This window comes from Acidocella aromatica, assembly GCF_014201825.1.
Lineage (GTDB): Bacteria > Pseudomonadota > Alphaproteobacteria > Acetobacterales > Acetobacteraceae > Acidocella > Acidocella aromatica.
This window is the reverse complement of the sequence record NZ_JACHFJ010000012.1, coordinates 12303-31671: the sequence shown is the minus strand read 5'-3', so window position 1 is coordinate 31671 and position 19369 is coordinate 12303. Positions and strand designations below refer to the sequence as shown.

General features: G+C 65.4%; 17 protein-coding genes. 10 read left to right on the top strand and 7 right to left on the bottom strand.

Going from position 1 to position 19369, the window contains the following annotated elements; translation table 11 throughout:
• The first annotated feature begins 4 nt into the window (after nt 1–4).
• Nucleotides 5–2677, top strand: coding sequence for a pyruvate, phosphate dikinase (gene ppdK / locus HNP71_RS11630; RefSeq protein WP_183267098.1), 2673 nt, complete (start codon nt 5–7; stop codon nt 2675–2677).
• A 58-nt stretch (nt 2678–2735) separates the two neighbouring features.
• Here the strand turns inward: ppdK and HNP71_RS11625 are convergent, their stop codons facing one another.
• Complete coding sequence (locus HNP71_RS11625; RefSeq protein ID WP_183267097.1) at nt 2736–3497, bottom strand: DeoR/GlpR family DNA-binding transcription regulator; 762 nt, start codon at nt 3495–3497, stop codon at nt 2736–2738.
• 107 nt (nt 3498–3604) lie between these two features.
• Between HNP71_RS11625 and fabG the strand changes: the two genes are divergently transcribed.
• Nucleotides 3605–4378, top strand: coding sequence for a 3-oxoacyl-ACP reductase FabG (gene fabG, locus HNP71_RS11620; protein WP_183267096.1), 774 nt, complete (start codon nt 3605–3607; stop codon nt 4376–4378).
• Here fabG and HNP71_RS11615 read toward each other — a convergent pair.
• Nucleotides 4375–5556, bottom strand: a complete 1182-nt coding sequence (locus HNP71_RS11615; protein ID WP_183267095.1) for an MFS transporter — start codon at nt 5554–5556, stop codon at nt 4375–4377. The genes fabG and HNP71_RS11615 overlap by 4 nt on opposite strands.
• Before the next feature lie 75 nt (nt 5557–5631).
• On the bottom strand, nt 5632–6186 hold the full coding sequence (locus tag HNP71_RS11610) for a polysaccharide biosynthesis/export family protein (protein ID WP_343062399.1): 555 nt from the start codon (nt 6184–6186) through the stop codon (nt 5632–5634).
• A gap of 108 nt (nt 6187–6294) precedes the next feature.
• Between HNP71_RS11610 and HNP71_RS11605 the strand changes: the two genes are divergently transcribed.
• Both HNP71_RS11605 and HNP71_RS11600 read left to right on the top strand, forming a co-directional pair.
• On the top strand, nt 6295–7152 hold the full coding sequence (locus HNP71_RS11605; RefSeq protein WP_183267094.1) for a hypothetical protein: 858 nt from the start codon (nt 6295–6297) through the stop codon (nt 7150–7152).
• The gene (locus HNP71_RS11600) at nt 7152–7793 is read left to right on the top strand and encodes a class II aldolase/adducin family protein (protein WP_183267093.1); all 642 of its coding nucleotides are present in this window, start codon (nt 7152–7154) and stop codon (nt 7791–7793) included. The genes HNP71_RS11605 and HNP71_RS11600 overlap by 1 nt, the downstream gene beginning before the upstream one ends.
• Here HNP71_RS11600 and HNP71_RS11595 read toward each other — a convergent pair.
• From HNP71_RS11595 to folP, 4 genes are all read right to left on the bottom strand, one after another.
• Entirely contained in the window at nt 7790–9298 is a 1509-nt protein-coding gene (locus tag HNP71_RS11595) for a globin-coupled sensor protein (RefSeq protein ID WP_246344201.1), read from the bottom strand. The two genes, HNP71_RS11600 and HNP71_RS11595, sit on opposite strands and share 4 nt — an antisense overlap.
• 65 nt (nt 9299–9363) lie before the next feature.
• A complete protein-coding gene (thiD, locus tag HNP71_RS11590; RefSeq protein WP_183267092.1) occupies nt 9364–10143 on the bottom strand; it encodes a bifunctional hydroxymethylpyrimidine kinase/phosphomethylpyrimidine kinase in 780 nt (259 codons plus the stop codon).
• Between the two features lie 43 nt (nt 10144–10186).
• Entirely contained in the window at nt 10187–11554 is a 1368-nt protein-coding gene (gene glmM / locus HNP71_RS11585) for a phosphoglucosamine mutase (protein ID WP_183267091.1), read from the bottom strand.
• Nucleotides 11547–12389 (bottom strand): dihydropteroate synthase, encoded by an 843-nt coding sequence (gene folP, locus HNP71_RS11580; RefSeq protein ID WP_183267090.1) that lies wholly within the window; start codon nt 12387–12389, stop codon nt 11547–11549. The genes glmM and folP overlap by 8 nt, the downstream gene beginning before the upstream one ends.
• 127 nt (nt 12390–12516) lie before the next feature.
• On the opposite strand from folP, the gene HNP71_RS11575 reads away from it, so the two are divergent.
• The 6 genes from HNP71_RS11575 (at nt 12517) to HNP71_RS14375 (ending at nt 19212) form a co-directional block, all read left to right on the top strand.
• The gene (locus tag HNP71_RS11575) at nt 12517–13224 is read left to right on the top strand and encodes a hypothetical protein (protein ID WP_183267089.1); all 708 of its coding nucleotides are present in this window, start codon (nt 12517–12519) and stop codon (nt 13222–13224) included.
• A 66-nt stretch (nt 13225–13290) separates the two neighbouring features.
• Complete coding sequence (locus HNP71_RS11570) at nt 13291–13947, top strand: glutathione S-transferase (RefSeq protein ID WP_183267088.1); 657 nt, start codon at nt 13291–13293, stop codon at nt 13945–13947.
• Nucleotides 13944–14363: a copper chaperone PCu(A)C gene (locus HNP71_RS11565; RefSeq protein WP_183267087.1), complete on the top strand. Its 420-nt coding sequence runs from the start codon at nt 13944–13946 to the stop codon at nt 14361–14363. The genes HNP71_RS11570 and HNP71_RS11565 overlap by 4 nt, the downstream gene beginning before the upstream one ends.
• A complete protein-coding gene (locus HNP71_RS11560) occupies nt 14360–15976 on the top strand; it encodes a glycosyltransferase family protein (protein ID WP_183267086.1) in 1617 nt (538 codons plus the stop codon). Before HNP71_RS11565 ends, HNP71_RS11560 begins: the two co-directional genes overlap by 4 nt.
• Nucleotides 15973–17232, top strand: coding sequence for a glycosyltransferase family 4 protein (locus HNP71_RS11555; protein WP_183267085.1), 1260 nt, complete (start codon nt 15973–15975; stop codon nt 17230–17232). The genes HNP71_RS11560 and HNP71_RS11555 overlap by 4 nt, the downstream gene beginning before the upstream one ends.
• Nucleotides 17233–19212, top strand: coding sequence for a glycosyltransferase 61 family protein (locus HNP71_RS14375; protein WP_183267084.1), 1980 nt, complete (start codon nt 17233–17235; stop codon nt 19210–19212).
• Nucleotides 19213–19369 lie beyond the last annotated feature (157 nt).

Sequence of the window (19369 nt, the reverse complement as noted above, 5' to 3'; positions counted from 1 at the left end):
GGGTATGACGAAATGGGTTTATAACTTCGGCGCAGGGGTGAATGATGGCAATGCCTCGCTCCGCAACCTGCTGGGCGGCAAGGGTGCCAACCTCGCCGAGATGGCCAGCATCAATCTGCCCGTGCCCCCCGGCTTCACCATCACCACCGAAGTCTGCACCGCGTATTACGATAACGACCGCAACTATCCCGCCGAGCTGAAGGCGCAGGTGGATGCCGCCCTGGCCCGCATCGAAGAGGCGGTCGGCCGCAAGTTCGGCGACAAGGACAAGCCGTTGCTGGTTTCCGTGCGCTCGGGCGCGCGCGTCTCCATGCCGGGCATGATGGACACCGTGCTGAACCTCGGCCTGAACGACGTCACCGTGCTCGGCCTCGCCGCCGGGTCGGGCGATGCGCGTTTCGCCTGGGACTCCTACCGCCGCTTCATCCAGATGTACGGCTCCGTGGTGCTGGGCGTGGACCATCACCGCTTCGAGGAGATCATCGAGCACGTGAAGCTGGATGCCGACGTGATCGAGGACACCGCGCTGACGCCGGAGCACTGGCAGCGCGTGGTGGAAGGCTACAAGGCGATGGTCGCCGAAGAGATCGGCAAGCCCTTCCCGCAGGACCCGCAGGACCAGCTCTGGGGCGCGATCGGCGCCGTGTTCGGTTCCTGGATGAACCCGCGCGCCAACGTGTACCGTCGTCTGCATGACATCCCGGCCAACTGGGGCACGGCGGTGAACGTGCAGGCCATGGTGTTCGGCAATATGGGCGAGGATTGCGCCACCGGCGTGTGCTTCACCCGCGACCCTTCCACCGGCCTCAACGAGTTCTATGGCGAGTACCTCGTCAACGCCCAGGGCGAGGACGTGGTGGCCGGCATCCGCACCCCGCGCCCGCTCTCCCAGGTTTACGCCAAGCCGGGCGAAGTGAGCATGGAAGCCGCGCTGCCGGAGGCCTATGCCGAGCTGAAGAATGTCCGCTCGATCCTTGAGAAGCACTACAAGGATATGCAGGACATCGAGTTCACCGTGCAGCAAAACAAGCTGTACATGCTGCAGACCCGCTCCGGTAAGCGTTCCGCCGCTGCCTCGCTGCGCATTGCCGTCGAGATGGCCGAGGAAGGGCTGATCGACCGCAACACCGCCGTGATGCGCGTGAACCCCGCTGCGCTCGACCAGCTGCTGCACCCGACCCTGGACCCGAAGGCCGCCAAGACCCAGTTCGCCAAGGGCCTGCCTGCCTCGCCGGGTGCCGCTTCCGGTGCCGTGGTGTTCTCGGCTGACGAGGCCGAGCTGCGTGCGCAGAAGGGTGAGTCGGTGATCCTGGTTCGTATCGAGACCAGCCCGGAAGACATTCACGGCATGCACGCCGCCCGTGGCGTTCTCACCACCCGCGGCGGTATGACCAGCCACGCGGCCGTGGTGGCGCGTGGCATGGGCCGGCCCTGCGTGGCCGGTGCCGGCAGCATTTCCATCGATTACGGCGCGCAGACGCTCTCCGCCAATGGCGTGACCATCCGCGCGGGTGAGATCCTGACCATCGATGGCGCCACCGGCGAGGTGTTCGCGGGGTCCGTGAAGATGATCGAGCCGCAGCTCTCCGGCGATTTCGGCACCCTCATGGGCTGGGCCGACGAGATCCGCCGCCTGAAGGTGCGCACCAACGCCGAGACCCCGCTGGACGCCGAGACCGCCCGCAAATTCGGCGCCGAGGGCATCGGCCTGTGCCGTACCGAGCACATGTTCTTCGACCCGCAGCGCATCGGCGCCGTGCGTCAGATGATCATGGCCAAGGACGAGGCCGGCCGCCGCACGGCGCTGGCCAAGCTGCTGCCGTTCCAGCGCGAGGACTTCGTCTCGCTGTTCAAGATCATGGAAGGCCTGCCGGTCACCATCCGCCTGCTCGACCCGCCGCTGCACGAGTTCCTGCCGCATGGCGAGGCTGAGCTGAAGGAAGTGGCCGACGCGCTGGGTATGGATGCCGCCACGATCAAGGAGCGCGCGGAAGAGCTGTCCGAAGCCAACCCGATGCTTGGCCATCGCGGCTGCCGCCTGGGCGTGACCTACCCGGAGATCTACGAGATGCAGGCCCGCGCCATCTTCGAGGCGGCGGTCGAGGTCTCGAAGACCGCGAAGGCCCCGGTGCCGGAGATCATGATCCCGCTCGTCGGCACCAAGCGCGAGCTGGACATCACCCGCGCCCAGGTGGAGCGGATGGCCAAGGCCGTATTCGAGGAAACCGGCAAGACGGTGGAATACTCGATCGGCACCATGATCGAGCTGCCGCGCGCGGCGCTTACCGCCGACCAGATTGCGGAATCGGCGGACTTCTTCTCCTTCGGCACCAACGACCTGACGCAGACCGTGTTTGGCCTCTCGCGTGACGACGCCGGCAAGTTCCTGCCCGCCTATGTCGAGCAGGGCATTCTGCCGAAGGATCCGTTCGTGTCCATCGACGTGGACGGCGTGGGTGGTCTCGTGCGCATCGCCGCCGAGAAGGGCCGGGCGAAGAAGCCGAACCTGAAGCTAGGCATCTGCGGCGAGCATGGCGGCGACCCGGCCTCCATCGCGTTCTGCGAGTCCGTGGGCCTCGACTATGTCTCCTGCTCGCCCTACCGCGTGCCGGTGGCGCGCTTGGCTGCCGCGCAGGCGGCCATCGAGGCGAAGGAAACCCATTTCCGCGACAAGTAAGCGGAACCTTCCGTAAGACTGCAAACGGCCGGAGCGCGATGCGTTCCGGCCGTTTTTGTTAGCCCAGCACCACTTGCGTGCCGCTAAGCTGGAGCTGGGTGGCCATGGCGCCCTCGGGGGCCTGATCCGTGACCAGATGGCCGATGCGCCGCCAATCGGCATAGCGAGCCGTGAACAGCCGGTTGAACTTGGAATGGTCGGCCACCACCACGCTGCGCGCCGCCCGTGCCGCCATGGTGCTGTAAACCGCCGCACTTTCGGGCAGCGCGTCGGTGGGGCCTTCCTCAGAGAGGCCGCTGGCACCGAGTATCGTGCAGTCGGCATAGAGATCCTGCAGGAAGGCGATGGTGTGGCCGCCGAGCAGCGTGCCTTCGCCCGCGTGGTACTCGCCGGGGAGCAGCAGCGTCTTGATCGTGGGGTTGGCGGAGAGAGCCGCCGCCACGCCGAAGGAGTGGGTGATGACCATGAGATCCTTCAGCTTGGCCGCGATCTCATGAGCCACATGCACCGTGGTGGAGCCGGAGCCGAGGATCAGCACCCGCGCGTCGCGCAGCAATGGCAGGGTGGCGCGAGCGATTCGCTGGCGTTCGGTCACGAACATGGTGTGGCGTTCGGCAACCGTCGGCTCGGAATGCAGGGGGCGGACCGCGCCGCCATAGGTGCGGTTGAGCAGCCCGGCGCTGGTCATCTGGTCGAGGTCGCGGCGGATGGTCTCGGTGGAAACGCCCAGAGTTTGCGCCAGTTCCGCCACGCGCAGGCTGGGGGAGGTTTCCAGCGCCGCCATAATTTTTCCCTGCCGGGCCGATTTATCTGGTTTCATGCGCTGGCGCCTCCCGCAAATTCCGCTTGATTATGGATGTTGGGCCTGCATCATACATATGTTGGAGTTACAACATTTATGCGGGCCGCACAGCCTCGGGAGTTCGTATGCTGAAATCGTTGCAAGGTAAAACCGTCATTGTCACCGGTGCGACGCGCGGGATTGGGCGCGGCATCGCGCTGCGTTTCGGGCGGGCGGGGATCAATGTGCTGGCGGTTTCGCGCAGCCAGGCGGATGCCGACAAGGTGGCGGCCGAGATCGGCCCGCATGCGGCGGGGTTCGCGGCGGATGTGGCCACGCCCGAGGGCTGCACGGCCATGGCCGAGGCGGCGGTGAGCAAGTTCGGGGGCATCGACATCCTCTGCGCCAATGCGGGCATCTTTCCCGCGGCCAAGCTCTCCGAGATGACTCCGGCGGAGTTCGACCATGTCATCAACACCAATCTGCGCAGCACGTTTCTCTCGGTCTCGGCGGTGCTGCCGGCCATGACCAAGGTGGGGAGCGGGCGGATCATCCTTACCTCGTCCATCACGGGGCCGATCACGGGTTATCCGGGCTGGGCGCATTATGGGGCCTCCAAGGCCGGGCAGTTGGGGTTCATGCGCACGGCCGCGATTGAGCTGGCGCCGAAGAAGATCACTGTGAACGCGGTGCTGCCGGGGAATATCTTTACCGAGGGGCTGGAGGGGAACGGGCCGGACTATCTCGCGGCGATGGAAGCCTCGATCCCGATGAAGCGGCTGGGCACGCCGGAGGATATCGCCAATACGGCGTTGTTCCTGGCCTCCGAGGAGGCGGCTTACATCACCGGCCAGAGCATCGCCGTGGATGGCGGGCAGATCCTACCCGAGTCGCTGGGCGCGCTGGAGGCGATGGGCTAGGCGCGCGGCCCCAGCGGGCGCCAGAACAGCATGGCGACGGCGAAGGCCAGGAGCTGCATCGCGGCGGTGACCGCGACGCAGCCCGGCCAACCATGGCTGTGCCACACTCCGGCGGGCAGCGTGCCTCCGATGCTGCCGCCGACGTAATAGCAGGTGACATACAGCCCCACGGCGGTGGATTTGGCCGTGCGGGCGGAGAGGCTGGTATAGCCGGTGGCGATGGATTGCTGGGTGAACAGCCCGCAGCAGATGAGCAGCAGCCCCAGCCCGATGGCCCAGAGCGGCTGCGCCAAAGTGAGCGCCAGCCCGGCGAAGACCGGCAGCAGAGCGCCCGCCATCACCGGGCGGTGGCCGTATTGGGCGGCGAGCCGCCCGGCCACGGGGCTAATGGCCACACCGCCGAGATACACCACGAAGATGCCGCCCAAAGCCGCCGGACCGAGATTATAGGGGGCTTCGGCGAGGCGGAAATTGATGAAGGTGAACACCGTGACCAGGCTGAACAGCACGCCGAACCCCACCACATAGGTGGCGAGCAGACGCGGGTTGCTCAGATGCGTGGGGAAGGAGCGCAGCGCCCCGCCAATGCCGCGCACGGGGTTGAAGTTGCGCTCCTTGGGCAGCAGGGCGGAGACCACCAGGGCCATTACCAGCGTGACCAGCCCGATACAGACAAAGGCCGCGCGCCAGCCGAAGGCCTCCGTGGCCAGCCCAGCGATGAATCGGCCCGAGAAGCCGCCCAGGATGGTGCCCGCCGTGTAGATGCCCGCGAGCCGGGTGACGGCCATGCCCGCCAGCTCGTCACCCATATAGGCGATGGTGACGATGAAGATGAACGGCAGCAGCAGCCCCTGGGCGAAGCGGCAGGCGATGAGCATGGGCAGGTTGACCGAGGCCGCCGCCAGCAGCGTGGGAATGACCAGCAGCAGCGCCGCCCCGGCGATGAAGCGCTTGCGTCCGAAGCGGTCGGAAATGGCGCCGATGAGCGGGGCCATGGCGGCGGTGGCGGCGAGCGGGGCGGTGACGGTGAGGCCTGTTTGCGCCGGGGTGGCGTGCAGCGCCGTGCCAAGTACCGGCAGCAGGGCCTGGGTGCACCACATGTTGGTGAAGGTGAGAAAACCTGCGGCGGCGGCCGCTAGGGTGATCTGCCTAGACCATGATTGCCTTGCGTCGATCATGGTCTAGCTTTGTCTTTGCGATTAATTTCATTGGCTTGGATCGAATCTGGTGATTCGATCCAAGCCAATATCGATCTAGAACCGCCGCTCAAATACCGTGATGACATCGCCGGGCTGTGCCAATGCAAAAAGTGGGGCGCGATATTGGGCAGCAGCGCTGCCGGTATTGCGCGTCACTCCCACATAGTCTTGGCAAGCCCGGTAGGTGAAGCCTCCGGCGATGGAAATCGCGGTCAGAGCCGTCATTCCCGGGCGGAATGGGTACTGGCCGGGGGTGTTCACCTCGCCCAGTATGTAAAAGGGGCGGTAGGTGGTGATTTCCACCGCCACGCTCGGATGCAGGATCAGCCCGCCGCTTTGCAGCGCGGAGGCGATGGCGGCGGAGAGATCGTCGGTGCTGCGGCCCTGGGCGCGGATCAGCCCGAGCAAAGGCAGGCTGATATTGCCGCTATCGTCCACATTATAGGAACCGGAGAGCTGCGGCTGGTTGTAGATGCGCAGATTTAGCACATCGCCGGGGCCGAGGCGGTAGGGGCCGGGTGGCAACGGGGGCAGGGGCGGGAGGTCGGAGCCCGGGGCGCGCAGTGAGGCGCAGGCCGAGAGGGTGCTCAAGGTGCCAAGCAGCAGCACGCGCCTGTGGATAATTTTCCGTCTCCGCCAAAACCCTGGATTGTGGTGATATTTACCCGGCTTTGGAAAAAGGGCAAATGCCAAACGAATCGCTGTTCGGAGGGTTCCATGAAGCGCCTGGTCGTTTTGCTCCTGCTCCTAATCGCCATCGGCGTGGGGGCGTATAAGTTCTGGCCTCGGCATGGCGGGGAGAGCCAGCCCGGTGTGGCGGTGAATTTCGACCCGCGCGGGCTGACCGGTGATGAGCAGGCGGCGTTCCTGCCGCTGGTGTGCGGTGGGGCTGCGGCTGGGTCGGACGGCTACGCCCATAACTGCCAGAGCCTGCCGGGCTATCCGAGCCAGGATTACGGCGGGGCGGGCATGGGGATTGGTATTACGCTCACCGATGTCATCTATGGCCACCTGACCGGCGCGGATGCGGATGAGGCTTATGTTTCCTACCAGGGCAGCTTCGAGCCGCATGCCACAAATTTCGGCGGCGGTATCCTGTTCCACAAGAACGGCAATGGCTGGGTGCTCTCGCGCTGGTATCCGGGGGGGGCGATGGAGCATTGCCTCTCGCTGAACCCGCAGGGGCGGGCGCGGTTCCTCTGCCTGTACGGCTATACCGGCCAGGGGGAGACGGATACGTCGCTCTTCCTCGCCTCCATTCCCTCGGGTGGGCAGATCAGCCTCTCGCCGGTGCTGAAGGCCAGCGATCTGCGCCAGACCCTGGACCCGAACGCGAATTGCGGGCTGCGCAAGGCGGATCAGGCGGTGTTGCTGGGGATCGACTCGCTGGTGCGCGGCGGCGGCTTTGCCACGGCGCAGGTGGAGTATGTGCCCGCCGACAAGGCCGATGCCGCCTGCAAGGCCAAGGCTTTTGCCAATGCCGCCACGCAGAAGGCCGTGCTGAGCCTGGGCTGGGATGGCAGTTCGGTGAGCATCTCGCCGGAGATGCATTTTGCTCCGGCCGAGGCGAATTGATGCTCGCGCCGCGTGAGCAACTGATCGAGGCGGCACGGGCCATGGCGGCGCGGGGGCTTTCGGCGGGGACCTCGGGCAATGTGTCCCTGCGCACCGAGGAGGGGATTCTCATCACCCCCTCGGCCACGCCCTATGAGGCCCTAACCCCGGAGATGATCCCGCTGCTCAAGCTGGATGGTTCCTATGAGGGGCGGTATCGTCCGTCATCAGAATGGCGGTTCCATTTGGACATTTACCTGGCCCGGCCGGAAGTTGGCGGTGTGGTGCATCACCATGCCCCCTACACCACCGCGCTCGCCATGGCGCGGCGCGAGATCCCGGCTTGCCACTACATGATCGCCCGGTTCGGCGGCGCGCCGCTGCGCTGCGCGGCTTATGCGCTGTTTGGCACGGCGGAGCTTTCAACCAACGTGCTCAAGGCGCTGGAGGGGCGGACCGCCTGCCTGATGGAGAACCATGGCGGCATCGCCACCGGGCGGGACGTGAACGCCGCCCTGGCCGCCGCCACGGAGCTTGAGGTGCTGGCGCAGCAATACACGCTCTCTCTGGCGGCGGGCGGGCCGGTATTGCTCTCCGAGGCCGAGATCGAGAATGCGATCCGGCAATTCGCTACCGCCTACCGGCCGAATATCGCCTCTTAGCTCACCAGCTCGCGGAACTCGCCAATCGCGGCGGGCGGGCTCTGCCGGGACGCCGGTGCCTGTGCGAGCTTGAAGGCGGCGATGGCGCGGTTAAATGAGACGATCTCGCCGCGCAGCGAATGGATGGAGGCATTGGTCTCCTCCACCATGGCGGCGTTCTGCTGCACTGCATGGCTCATCTGGGCCACGGCCTCGTTCACTTGGGCCAGCCCTGCCGATTGGCTCCGTGCATTGCCGGCAATGCCGGAGACCAGTTCATCGATCTCGGTGATATTGCTGCCAATGCCCTTCAGCGACTGGCCGCTGCGCCGGACCAGATCGACACCCTGCTCCACCTGCGCCGAGGAGGTGGAGATGAGTGTCTTGATGGCCTTGGCGGCATCGGCGGAGCGTTGCGCCAGGGCCCGCACCTCCGAGGCAACGACCGCGAAGCCCCGCCCGGCATCGCCCGCGCGTGCGGCCTCGACCCCGGCATTCAGCGCCAGAAGATTGGTCTGGAAGGCGATTTCGTCGATCAGCCCGATGATCTTGCCGATTTCGCGCGAGGAGCCTTCGATTTGGCCCATCGCCGAGCCAGCCTCGGTCACCACGTTATGCGATTCCGCCGCACCGGCATTCGAGGCCTTCACCGCGTTGCTCACTTGCGCGGCGCCCTCGGCGGTCTGCCGCACCGCCGCCGTCAACTCGTTAAGCGCCGCCGTGCTTTGCTCCAGGCTGGCGGCTTGGCCTTCCGTCCGGCGGGACATGTCGTCCGCGGCGGCGGCGATATCGTCGATGCTGGTGTCGATGGCGTGGGACGTGGCCTGTAACTCCACCATCGTGCGGGAGAGCTTCTCCAGGGCATCGTTGAAGCTGGTGCGCAGCTGCGCGTATTGCGGCGGGATGTTGTCGCCCACGCGGTGGGTGAGGTCGCCTTTGGCTAGGGCGGTGGCGGCGGCATCCATGGCGGCGATGATGCCCTGCGCCGCCGCGTGGGCCTGCTCCTCGGCTTCACGGCGGCGGGTTTCGCACGCATCGAGATAGACGGAAATCGCCATGTCCATGTCCAGGAAGGTGACGCGGACGAGGGTGGCGATTTCCTCGGTTAGTGCCGTTGCGGTTGTGGGCCGGCCAAACCTGGATTTGGGCCAGCGCGCGGCGATGAGGGCGCCGATTAGCCGCTCCAGCACCATGGTGTAGCCGCCGATATACCAGCGTGGCTCCAGCCCGATGCGCGCATGCACCTCGCCCACATGCGTCACGGCCTGGGCGTAGCGTTCATCCAACTGGCCATCGGTGATGAGGTCCCAATGCCCGTGTTGCTTGCCCTTGGCGTGGCGCATCAGCGCTTCGTTGGGGAAGAATTTCGCCGTTTCCGGCACGCTGCGCATCTTGGCGTAAAAGGTGTCCAGCGCTCCTGGCAGTGCGGACATGACGACGGATTTCATCCCCCGCAGCCGGGCTTGCGCCTGCGGCCCGAGATTGAGGAAATTCAGCCGGTCGGAAAGGGATTTCGGGTTGGACATGCGCCGGGACAGCCTTGTGCAAAGGAAAGTTGCCCGGGTGTTACTGGGAAGGGTTTAACTGCGGGTTAAGCCAGTTGCGCCAGATGGTTGACCGGCCCATGTCCGGCGCCGAAGCCTGGGGCGGTGCGGATGGCCTCCTGCAAATAATGCCGGGCGCGGCGCGTGGCATCCGGCAGCGTCATGCCCTGGGCCAGCCCCGTGGCGATGGCCGAGGCCATGGTGCAGCCGGTGCCGTGGGTGTTGCGGCTGTGCAGCCGAGGCAAGGAGATGGCCTCCACGCTGTCCGCCGTCACCAGATAATCGGTCAGCATCTCGCCGCCGCCATGGCCGCCTTTGACCAGCGCCGCCTTGGCGCCCAGGGCCAGCAGCGCCCGTCCGGCGGCGATGCGCTCCTCCTCGGTCTCCACATTCAGCCCAGTGAGCTTGGCGGCTTCCGGCAGATTCGGCGTGACCACCGTGGCGCGGGGCAGCAATTCGGTCTTCAGTGCGTCGATGGCGGCGTCCGGCAGCAGCACGGCGCCGGAGGTGGCGACCATCACAGGGTCCAGCACCACGGGGATGTTCGCGGGCAGCACGGAGGCCACGGCGCGGATGATCGCCTCGTTGGTCAGCATGCCGAGCTTGACCGCGTCCACGCCGATATCGGCCAGCACGGTCTCGATGCAAAGCTTTACGAACGGGGCGGGGACCGGATGCACGTCCGCGACGCCCAGCGTATTCTGGGCGGTGAGGGCGGTGATGGCCGTGCAGGCATAGGCGCCGAGGGCCGAGATGGTCTTGATGTCCGCCTCGATGCCAGCGCCCCCGCCGGAATCGGATCCGGCGATGGTTAAAACACGTTTCATTGGTTTTTGTCGGCGCGCGGCCGTCCCGCCAGCCCCGCGCTCATCACGCGGCGTGTTCCGTGGCCTGGGCGATGGTCTCGCACAGCCCGATGACGATTTCGTTGATCAGCCCGGAATCCTCGCCCTCGGCCATCACACGGATCAGCGGCTCGGTGCCCGAGGGGCGGATGAGCACGCGGCCGGTATTGCCCAGGCGTTCCTCGGCGGTGGCGATGGCGGATTTGATGTGCGGCAGGCCGAGCGGGGAGGCTCCGGCATAGCGCACATTGCGCAGAAGCTGCGGCAGCGGGGCGAAGACGCGGCAGGCCTCCGAGGCGCGCTTGCCAGAGCGCACCAGCACCGCGAGCACTTGCAGGGCAGCCACCAGACCGTCGCCCGTGGTGGCGAAATCCGAGAGGATGACATGGCCCGATTGCTCGCCGCCCAGATTTATGCCCATCTCGCGCATCGCCTCGGCCACGTAGCGGTCGCCCACCTTGGTACGGTGCAGGCGCAGGCCAAGGCTGGCCAGGAACCGCTCCAGCCCCAAATTGGACATCACAGTGGCGACGATGCCATCGCCGGTGAGCCGCCTTTGGGCGTGCATGTCCCGCGCGATGAGGCCGAGGATCTGGTCGCCGTCGATGATTTCGCCCTGTTCGTCGGCCAGGATCACGCGGTCGGCGTCTCCGTCCAGCGCGATGCCGATATCCGCGCCGTGCTCCAGCACAGCCTCGCAGAGCTGGCGTGGCGCGGTGGAGCCGGCCTCGCGGTTGATGTTGAAGCCGTCCGGCGAGACGCCGAGGGGGATGACTTCCGCCCCCAGTTCGAACAATGCCGCCGGAGCTACCTTATAAGCCGCGCCGTTCGCGCAATCGAGCACGATGCGCAGGCCGTCCAGCCGCAGGCCGCGCTCCAGCGAGGATTTCGCCGCCTCGATATAGCGGCCGGGCGCGTCCACCAGGCGGGAGGCGCGGCCGAGCTTGGCGGGCGGGGCGAGGCGGTCCGAGAGATCCTGCGCCATCAGCGCCTCGATCTCCAGCTCCATCTCGTCGGAAAGTTTGTTGCCGTCCGGGCCAAAGAGCTTGATGCCGTTATCCTCGTAAGGGTTGTGCGAGGCGGAGATGACCACGCCGAGGTCCAGCCGCAGCGAGCGGGTGAGCATGGCGATGGCGGGCGTGGGCAGCGGGCCGGCGAGGGTGACGTTCATGCCCGCAGAGATGAACCCGGCGGTGAGGGCGGGTTCCAGCATGTAGCCGGAAAGCCGCGTGTCCTTGCCGATGATGACGCGGTGGCGATGATTGCCGCGCGTGAACAGCAGCCCGGCGGCTTGGCCGAGCTTGAGGGCCATCTCCGGCGTCATCGGCGCGGTGTTGGCCGTGCCGCGAATTCCGTCCGTGCCGAAGAGCCGGCGCTTTACCTTGTCAGTCATCATCTCTCGCATTCAACGCTGCCCAGACGCGCAAGCCCCGCACGGTGCCCGCCACGTCATGGACCCGCAGTATATGCGCGCCCCGCTGCACGGCAAACAACCCCGCCGTCAGCGACTCAGGGTCGCGCCTTGCCGCCTCCGCTTCGCCGCTGACCTCGCCCAGGAAGCGCTTGCGCGAGAGCGCCACGAGCAGAGGGTGGCCGAGCTTGGCGAGACGGCTCGTGGCGCGCAGCAGTTCCACATTTTGCGCCCCGCGCTTGGCGAAGCCGAGGCCCGGGTCCAGGCAGATATTTTCCGGCTTTACCCCGGTGGCCAGGGCGGCATCGCGCGCGGCCAGCAGTTCGGCGATCACCTCGTCCGCCACGTCATTGTACACGGCGAAGTCGTTCATCGTGTCCGGCGTGCCGCGCATATGCATCAGGATCACCGGGCAGTTGCGCGCCGCCACCAGGGGCAGGGCGGCCGGGTCGTGAAGCAGGGCGGAGACGTCGTTGATGATTCGCGCCCCGGCATCCAGCGCCGCCGCCATGGTGAGCGCGTTGCGGGTGTCCACCGAGATTACCGCGCCCGCCGCCGCCAAAGCGCGGATGACGGGCTGGATGCGGGCGATTTCCGCTTCGGGTGGCACGGCGGCGGAACCGGGGCGGGTGCTCTCGCCGCCGATGTCCAGGATATCCGCGCCTTCGGCCAGCATTTGCCGCCCCGCCGCGATGGCGGCCTCGGTGGAGAAATGGCGCCCGCCATCGGAGAAGGAATCGGGCGTGACGTTGAGAATGCCCATGATGAGCGGGCGGGCGAGGGAGAGGCCGGCCCAGGTGGCGGAGGCTGTAAGCATGCGGGCAGCTACCACGCGCCGCGACGACTGGCCAAGCCCGTGCTACTTGCGGTGGAGCTTGGTGGAGATATTATGAAGAAAGAATAATTTTTGAGGTTCAACGATGTGGCGAGGTCTGGGGAGCGGGATGCTTTATCCCGTGGCTGGTGTGATGGTTTGTGCCACGCTGGTGGGCTGTACGCCCCCGCCGCTGGCGGCCACGGTCGTCTATGACCATACGGGTGGAAAGGTCATCGACCTGCCAACGCCTTATGCGCCCGATCAAGTGGCGTTGGAGTCGATGACGCCCATCACGACAGCTGGCACTGTGGGGGTATTGTTTGGACCGCTGGGAGGGGCGTTGGGCGCGGCTTATGATCAGTCCGTGCAGCAGAAGCGTCAGGCTGCGTTCGACACGCAGCTTGCCCAGCGTGGATTTGTCACCGCCGCGTTGTTGCAACAACAGATCACGCGGCAATTGCAGGCCGAGGGGTATACCGTGGTGCCGGAGAGTGTGACCCGTCCCAAGGGGAATTTCCTCGACAGCTATCCGGCCGCCACGCCGGCGGCGCCACAGTTGGATGTCGTGCTGGAGATGTTTGGCTATCTGACGGCCGGCATGTCGTCACCGTATCAGCCGATGGTGGAAATGAAATACCGCCTTGTGGGGCAAGGCGGGAAGACGTTGGCGCAGGGGGCGTTCCAGTATTCGTGCCTGCGGGGCGAGCAGAAGCCGGACCCTAGCTATGATTATCAGACGTACAGCGCCTTGGCCGCTGATCCCAGCTTGGCCATGAAGGGGCTGACGGATGGGCTGAACCGGGCGGCGGGGGCTGTGGCCAAGAGGCTGAACTAGCAGGGGCAGCTAGGCGCTGGCGCGGGGTTCATGTTAGGCCGGATTGCAATCAGAGGGCTGAATAAAATGGCGGCGAAACTTTATCTTGGTACGGCGCGTTATTCCTCTTGGTCCATGCGCGGTTGGCTGATGGTCCACCTTGCGGGGCTGGTGGCGGAGGAGGTGTTCGTGCCGCTTGCGGGCGGCAATTCCCCGGCGGTGAAGGCGGTCTCGCCTTCGGGCACGGTGCCGTATCTGGAGCATGAGGGGGCCAGGGTGTGGGAGAGCCTCGCCATTGCCGAATATTGCGCCGAGATCAATCCGGCTTTGTGGCCCGAGGATCGCATTGCACGCGCGCATGCCCGTGCTATCGCTTCCGAGATGCACGCCGGGTTCCGCAATCTGCGCATCGCCATGCCGATGAACCTGGGCCGCGACTATGCCGGGCTGGGGCAGACGCCGGAGAGTCTGGCGGATGTCGCCCGCATCGAGGCGATCTGGACCGAGACCCGCGAAAGCTTCGGCGCCAGCGGGCCGTATCTGTTTGGCGCCACCTTCAACGCCGCTGACGCGATGTTTGCGCCGATCGTGGCGCGGTTCATCACCTTCGCGCCGCCTTTGGGTGAAACCACGAAGGCCTATTGCGCCGCCGTGCGGGCGCATCCGCTGGTTGCCAAATGGTACGACCTCGCGGCAAAAGAACCGGTATCCTGGCAACTCGAAAAATACGAGACACTGGCATGAAGCTTCGCCCCCTCCTTCTGGCGCTGCCGCTGCTGGCAAGCCCCGGATTGGCCTTCGCCGAAATCGACGTGACGCTGGACCATGGTTCCGTCTGGCAGACCAAAAAAGTTAACGTGCGGACTGAAGGCTTCATCCAGATTCACAACAAGGGCAACGCCGTTGATGTGCTGACCGGGGCTAATTGCAGCATCGCGGGCAGTACCGAACTGGTGGGTGCCGATGGCAAGGATCTGGACAGCCTGACCATACAGCCCGGGCAGACGCTCACGCTCTCCGCCGATGGGCCGCATCTGCTTATGCGGCATCTGAGCTACACCGTGGATTACGGCAGCATCCTGCCCTGCTCTTTCACCTTCCAGGAGGCGGGGGATTTGCTTGGTTACCTCAACGCCACGCCCGCGCCGGCGAAGAAATGACGATACCGCCGGCATCCGGGCAGGATCAGGCCGCCGTTTTCGACGAGGAAATTTACCTGCGCTTGAACCCTGATGTGCTGGTGGCCGTGGCGGCGGGCAAGTTTGGCTCCGGGCGGGAGCATTACGAGCGGTTTGGCCGCGCCGAGGGGCGGCAGATTTCGGCGCCCGGCGTGATGCCGCGGGGGCGTGTGATCATGACCGCCCAGCCGGACCAGGTGGCCGAGCAGCCGCGTGCGCCCGTGGGATCGCTCGATGCCATCCGCATTTCCCCGGCGGGCGGGATTTATGTCGTCGGCTGGGTGAATGACGCGCAGGACCGGCTGGACAGTATCGACTTGTTTTTTGCCGGTTGGTCTGTCTCCTTCGATGGCGCCAGCCTCGCGCGCATCCGGCGCCCGGATGTCGAGAGCGCGATGGGACTGGGGGGCTCCCATGCCTACGGTTTCTGGGGCTTTCTCTACGCCGCGCGGCGGCTCTCGGGTGGCTCTTGCAATGTCGTGCTGCGTCTGAAGTCCGGGGCTGAGCGTTCGGTGATGGTGACGGCGGATAGTGCCGACGATTACACGATGCGCGATATCGCGCTGGGGCAGGTGGCGCAGGCGCAATATCTGGGCAAGGCCTATTATGCCGCCAGCGCCTCGGTGGAGGGGGGGATCGGTGAGCAGCTCATCGATTTCAACCAGATGCTCTCGCGCCGCGCGGTGAACGCGCCCTATGTGGAACGCTTCGGCCGCCAGGGGGCGAGCTACAAGGCGTCGATCATCGTGTGCCTGTACGGCAAGCCGGAATATCTGTTTTTGCAGCAGGCGCTGTTCTCGCGCCATCCGGCGATGCGCGATTACGAGTTCATCTATGTCTCCAACAGCCCCGAGATCGCGGGCACGCTGCTCGCCGAGGCGAAGCGCTGCTCGTTGATCTACGGGCTGGACATGACGCTGGTGCTGCTCAACGCCAATGCCGGGTTCGGGGCCGCCAACAACGTCGCCGCGCAATATGCCTCCAGCCCGCGTTTGATCGTCATGAACCCCGACGTGTTGCCCTATGACCAGGATTGGGCGGCGAAGCATATCGCCGTGCTGGAGGGAGGGGCGGCGGAGCGCACAAGGCTCTTTGGCGTGCCGCTGTACTACGATGACGGCTCGCTGATGCATGCGGGGATGTATTTCGAGGTCGATACCGCGCCGGAGCTGGCGCCCGGGCGAAGGCCCGAGACGAGCCTTGTGCGTGTGGAGCATTACGGCAAGGGCGCGCCGCCCGAGACGCCGCGCTTCCTGCGTCCGCGCCCGGTACCGGCGGTAACCGGCGCGTTCATCTCCGTTGCGCGGGACTGGTTCGAGGAACTGGGCGGCTTCACCGAGGATTACATCTTCGGCCATTACGAGGATGCGGATTTGTGTCTGAAGAGCCTGGAGGCCGGGTGTGTGCCCTGGCTGCACGATGTGCGGCTGTATCATCTGGAGGGCAAAGGCTCGATCCGCCAGCCGGTGCATGAAGGCGGCTCCGCCGTGAACCGCTGGCTGTTCACCAAAACCTGGGGCGAGATGGTGCGTGCCGAACTGCTCGGGCCAGCGCCCGCGCATCCGGCGCTACGCGCGGCGGAGGTGCCGGCATGAAGGTTCTGATCGTCAGCCTGTATCATCCGGAGCTGGTGCGCGGTGGAGCGCAGCAGATTGCCTTCGAGCTGTTCGAGGGGCTGAAGCAGAGGCCGGATGTGGAGGCGTATCTACTCGCCTCGGCGGACCATAACAGCCCCGCCCTGTTCAAGAGTGGGGCGCGCATCACCGGCTTCGATGGGCGGCCCAATGAGTTTCTGTTCCTCTCCTATGACTACGACCATGCCTGGGAGAAGGGCGGCAATGTGGTGCTTATCGAGGCGTTCAAGGAATTCCTCGAACTCATCCAGCCGGATGTGGTGCATTTCCACCATTTTCTCACCCTTGGCATCGATCTGCTGACGCTGACGCGCCGGGTGCTGCCAGAGGTGAAGATCGTCTTCACCGCGCATGAGTTCCTCGCCATCTGCCCGGCCAACGGACACATGGTGCGGCGTACCGATGCCTCGCTCTGCACGCGCGCTTCCGCCGTGCGCTGCCACCAATGCCGGCCCGAGCATCCGCCCGAGCATTATTTCATGCGCGAGATGTGGATGAAGCGGCATCTCGAGGCGGTGGACGTGTTCACCACGCCGAGCCGATTCATGATTTCGCATTATGCGGCATGGGGGCTGGATGAATCGAAATTCGTGCATGTCACGAATGGGCTGCTGCCGCGTTCCATGCAATTGCCAGCGGCCTCGAAGGGGGAGCGGCGCAACCGGTTTGGCTTCTTCGCCCAGCTGGTGGATGCCAAGGGGCTGCAGGTGCTGTTGCGGGCGGTAACGCTGCTGCGCGCCGGCGGGTTCACGGATTTCGCCGTGGAGATCAACGGCGACAACATCCACTTTGCCACGCCGGAATGCCGCGCCGAGATCGAGGCGTTCCTGGCCGAGGAGGAGAAACTGCCTCTGGGCGAGCGCAACGTGGTGTTCAACGGCTCCTATCACCACGACCAGTTGCGCGCGCGCATGGCGCGGGTGGATTGGGTGGTGGTGCCCTCCGTGTGGTGGGAGATTTTCTGCCTGGTGATCTCGGAGGCGTGGAGTTTCGGGCGGCCGGTGATTGCGTCCAACGCGGGCGGCCCGGCGGAGCGCATCAGCGATGGCGTGGATGGGTTGCTGTTCGAGCTGGGCGATGTGCGCGCCTTGGCCGACGCCATCTACCGCGCCTGCACCGAGGAGGGGCTGTGGGATAATCTGGTCCAGGGGATAAAGCCGCCAGCGCGCCGCGATGAGATGGTGGATGGGTTCCTGGCGGTGTATGGGGCGGCGTAGGTGAAAAAAGTTGCCGTTATCACGGACGCGACCTCCGCCGGGTTCTTCTTTCCGGCATGGTACCGTTATTACGGCGGGCAGTTTGGCGCCGCGAACCTGCATGTTGTCACCTACGAAGGCATGAAGCCGCTTTTTGGCGGGTTCGAGCTTGGTAATTTGTGGGAGATCAACGCCAAATACGACGATACGCTGCGGGCCGGAGTGATCTCCGATCTGGTCGGCGTGCTGCTGCGTAGCCACGACGTTGTGCTGCGCTGCGATGTCGATGAGTTTTTGATTCCCGATCCGGCGCGGGCGAGGGATTTGAGATCGTATGTGGAAAGAAACGATCTACCCTATGTGACGGCGCACGGGATCGATGTGGTCGAGGTGGAGGAGGAAGCGCCGCTCGATATGAGCCAGCCGCTGCTGGACGGGCAGCGCCGTTTTGGCATGCGGGCCGCGGCGCTGAGTAAAACGGCGCTGATCACCGTGCCAATGCGCTGGGCCGAGGGCTTCCATGGCGCCACCGTGCCGCCGGTATTCGCGGGCCTGTACAACCTGCACATGAAATTCGCCGACATCAAAAGCCGGGTTTCCTGGTTCGAGTTGATGCGGGAGGGCATTGAGCCCGGGACGAATGCGCATCGGTATTTCTCCGTCGGCGATGAGCATCTGGCCTCCGTGCATAAATTCCTGGAGAGCAGGCCGCGGCAGGAGGAGGAAACCGAAGCGGCGTTCGAGGCGCGGTTCCTGGCCTCCGTGCGGCGGAACGAGGCGAATGGCATCTACCAGGGCGAGTTCTTCAGGCAGGATTTTCTGATTCGGCTGGATCGGTTTTTGTCAGGCGGCGATTTGCTGCGCGCTTACGATGGCGCCGCCATGGCCGATCCGTCACCGGAGATGGGGAGGCTGCGGACGATTGAGCCGCCGTCCGTCGTGCCGCATGTGGCGCCCGCGTTTATCGCGGATTTCTCCGGCCAGGGATTGAACCTGCCGCCCTTTCCGTATCTGGACGTGCATGGCAGCGATCTGGTGCGGCGCGAGGATGTGCTGCTGTTCGGGCCGAACAATCTGGTGACCAGGGAGGGGGATTGGTCCTGCGAGGCGCGCGGTGGGAAAGAGGGCTTCCTCAAGTTTTACACCGCGCCGTTCTACGATCAGGTATTTCCTGGTCCGAAGCCGCGCATCCGGCGCGGGCCGGAGGGGATGCGGCTGGATGTGGCGCATCTGGCGGAACAGGACGTCACCCTTATCGACGAGCCGGTATTTCTGGCGACACCGCTCGAACCCGCGATCTGGGGGCGGTGGATCACCTGCGTCACCGCCAAGATCACGGCCTATAAGGCGTATGGCGAAGGGCGGAAGTTCATGTGCCATGTCACGCAGGATTGGGAAAAAGCCTTCCTGAGGCTCTGGGGCGTGCCGGAGGAGGCGATCCTGCCGCATGATCCGGGCCGGACATATTTGCTGCGCGACGTGATGACGGTGGAGTTCTCCGAGGCGGATTTGCGCGTGAGCGCCAAGGAGCGCGGCGGCTTCTACGAGATGGTGGCGAAGCACTGGGACAGCACGCCCCGCCCCAGGAGGATCTTCGTGTCGCGCCTCTCCCGCGTGCGCAAATACCCGGATTACCGGGTGCTGCGGAACGAGGCGGAGCTTGCGGCCATGCTGGAGGTGATGGGGTTCACGGTCTTTGAGCCGGAGCAGTTCCCGCTGGAGACGCAGATCGCCGCCTTTGCCGCCGCTGAGCAGGTCGTGTTCATGGGCGGGTCGGGCATTTTCAACGCGGCGTTCTGCGCACCGGATGCGCGGGTCGTGAGCATCGAATCATCCGCCCGCTATGCAGGGGGCCACGCGGCGTTCTTCTCGTCGCTTGGCTTACGCCATGGCGTCATCTTCGGCCGGGAGGATGAGAGCGATCCGGCGGACCATAAGCGGTGGGATCTCGACCTTGCGCGGACCAGGGAGGCTTTGGCGGCGTTTTTCGCAGGCAGTTAGGCAAGCCGGTTAAGGGCGGCCTGCGCGCCGAACAGCTTGCCGCGCTCGGTCATGACCACCACCGCCAAGCCAGTGATGCCGCAAAGGCCGAAGCCCAGCACGAAGCTGGTGATGCCCCATTGCCGCCCAGATGCATGGCCTGGGCGATCTGCCCCAA

What these genes read in the sequence shown, in the direction of transcription:
- thiD (WP_183267092.1), bottom strand. Translation starts at nt 10,143, where the DNA reads ATGAAACGTGTTTTAACCATCGCCGGATCCGATTCCGGCGGGGGCGCT.
- HNP71_RS11575 (WP_183267089.1), top strand. Translation starts at nt 12,517, where the DNA reads ATGCTTTATCCCGTGGCTGGTGTGATGGTTTGTGCCACGCTGGTGGGC.
- HNP71_RS11615 (WP_183267095.1), bottom strand. Translation starts at nt 5,556, where the DNA reads ATGATCGACGCAAGGCAATCATGGTCTAGGCAGATCACCCTAGCGGCC.
- HNP71_RS11570 (WP_183267088.1), top strand. Translation starts at nt 13,291, where the DNA reads ATGGCGGCGAAACTTTATCTTGGTACGGCGCGTTATTCCTCTTGGTCC.
- HNP71_RS11625 (WP_183267097.1), bottom strand. Translation starts at nt 3,497, where the DNA reads ATGAAACCAGATAAATCGGCCCGGCAGGGAAAAATTATGGCGGCGCTG.
- ppdK (WP_183267098.1), top strand. Translation starts at nt 5, where the DNA reads ATGACGAAATGGGTTTATAACTTCGGCGCAGGGGTGAATGATGGCAAT.
- HNP71_RS11595 (WP_246344201.1), bottom strand. Translation starts at nt 9,298, where the DNA reads ATGTCCAACCCGAAATCCCTTTCCGACCGGCTGAATTTCCTCAATCTC.
- glmM (WP_183267091.1), bottom strand. Translation starts at nt 11,554, where the DNA reads ATGACTGACAAGGTAAAGCGCCGGCTCTTCGGCACGGACGGAATTCGC.
- HNP71_RS11560 (WP_183267086.1), top strand. Translation starts at nt 14,360, where the DNA reads ATGACGATACCGCCGGCATCCGGGCAGGATCAGGCCGCCGTTTTCGAC.
- HNP71_RS11565 (WP_183267087.1), top strand. Translation starts at nt 13,944, where the DNA reads ATGAAGCTTCGCCCCCTCCTTCTGGCGCTGCCGCTGCTGGCAAGCCCC.
- HNP71_RS11605 (WP_183267094.1), top strand. Translation starts at nt 6,295, where the DNA reads ATGAAGCGCCTGGTCGTTTTGCTCCTGCTCCTAATCGCCATCGGCGTG.
- folP (WP_183267090.1), bottom strand. Translation starts at nt 12,389, where the DNA reads ATGCTTACAGCCTCCGCCACCTGGGCCGGCCTCTCCCTCGCCCGCCCG.
- HNP71_RS11600 (WP_183267093.1), top strand. Translation starts at nt 7,152, where the DNA reads ATGCTCGCGCCGCGTGAGCAACTGATCGAGGCGGCACGGGCCATGGCG.
- fabG (WP_183267096.1), top strand. Translation starts at nt 3,605, where the DNA reads ATGCTGAAATCGTTGCAAGGTAAAACCGTCATTGTCACCGGTGCGACG.
- HNP71_RS11555 (WP_183267085.1), top strand. Translation starts at nt 15,973, where the DNA reads ATGAAGGTTCTGATCGTCAGCCTGTATCATCCGGAGCTGGTGCGCGGT.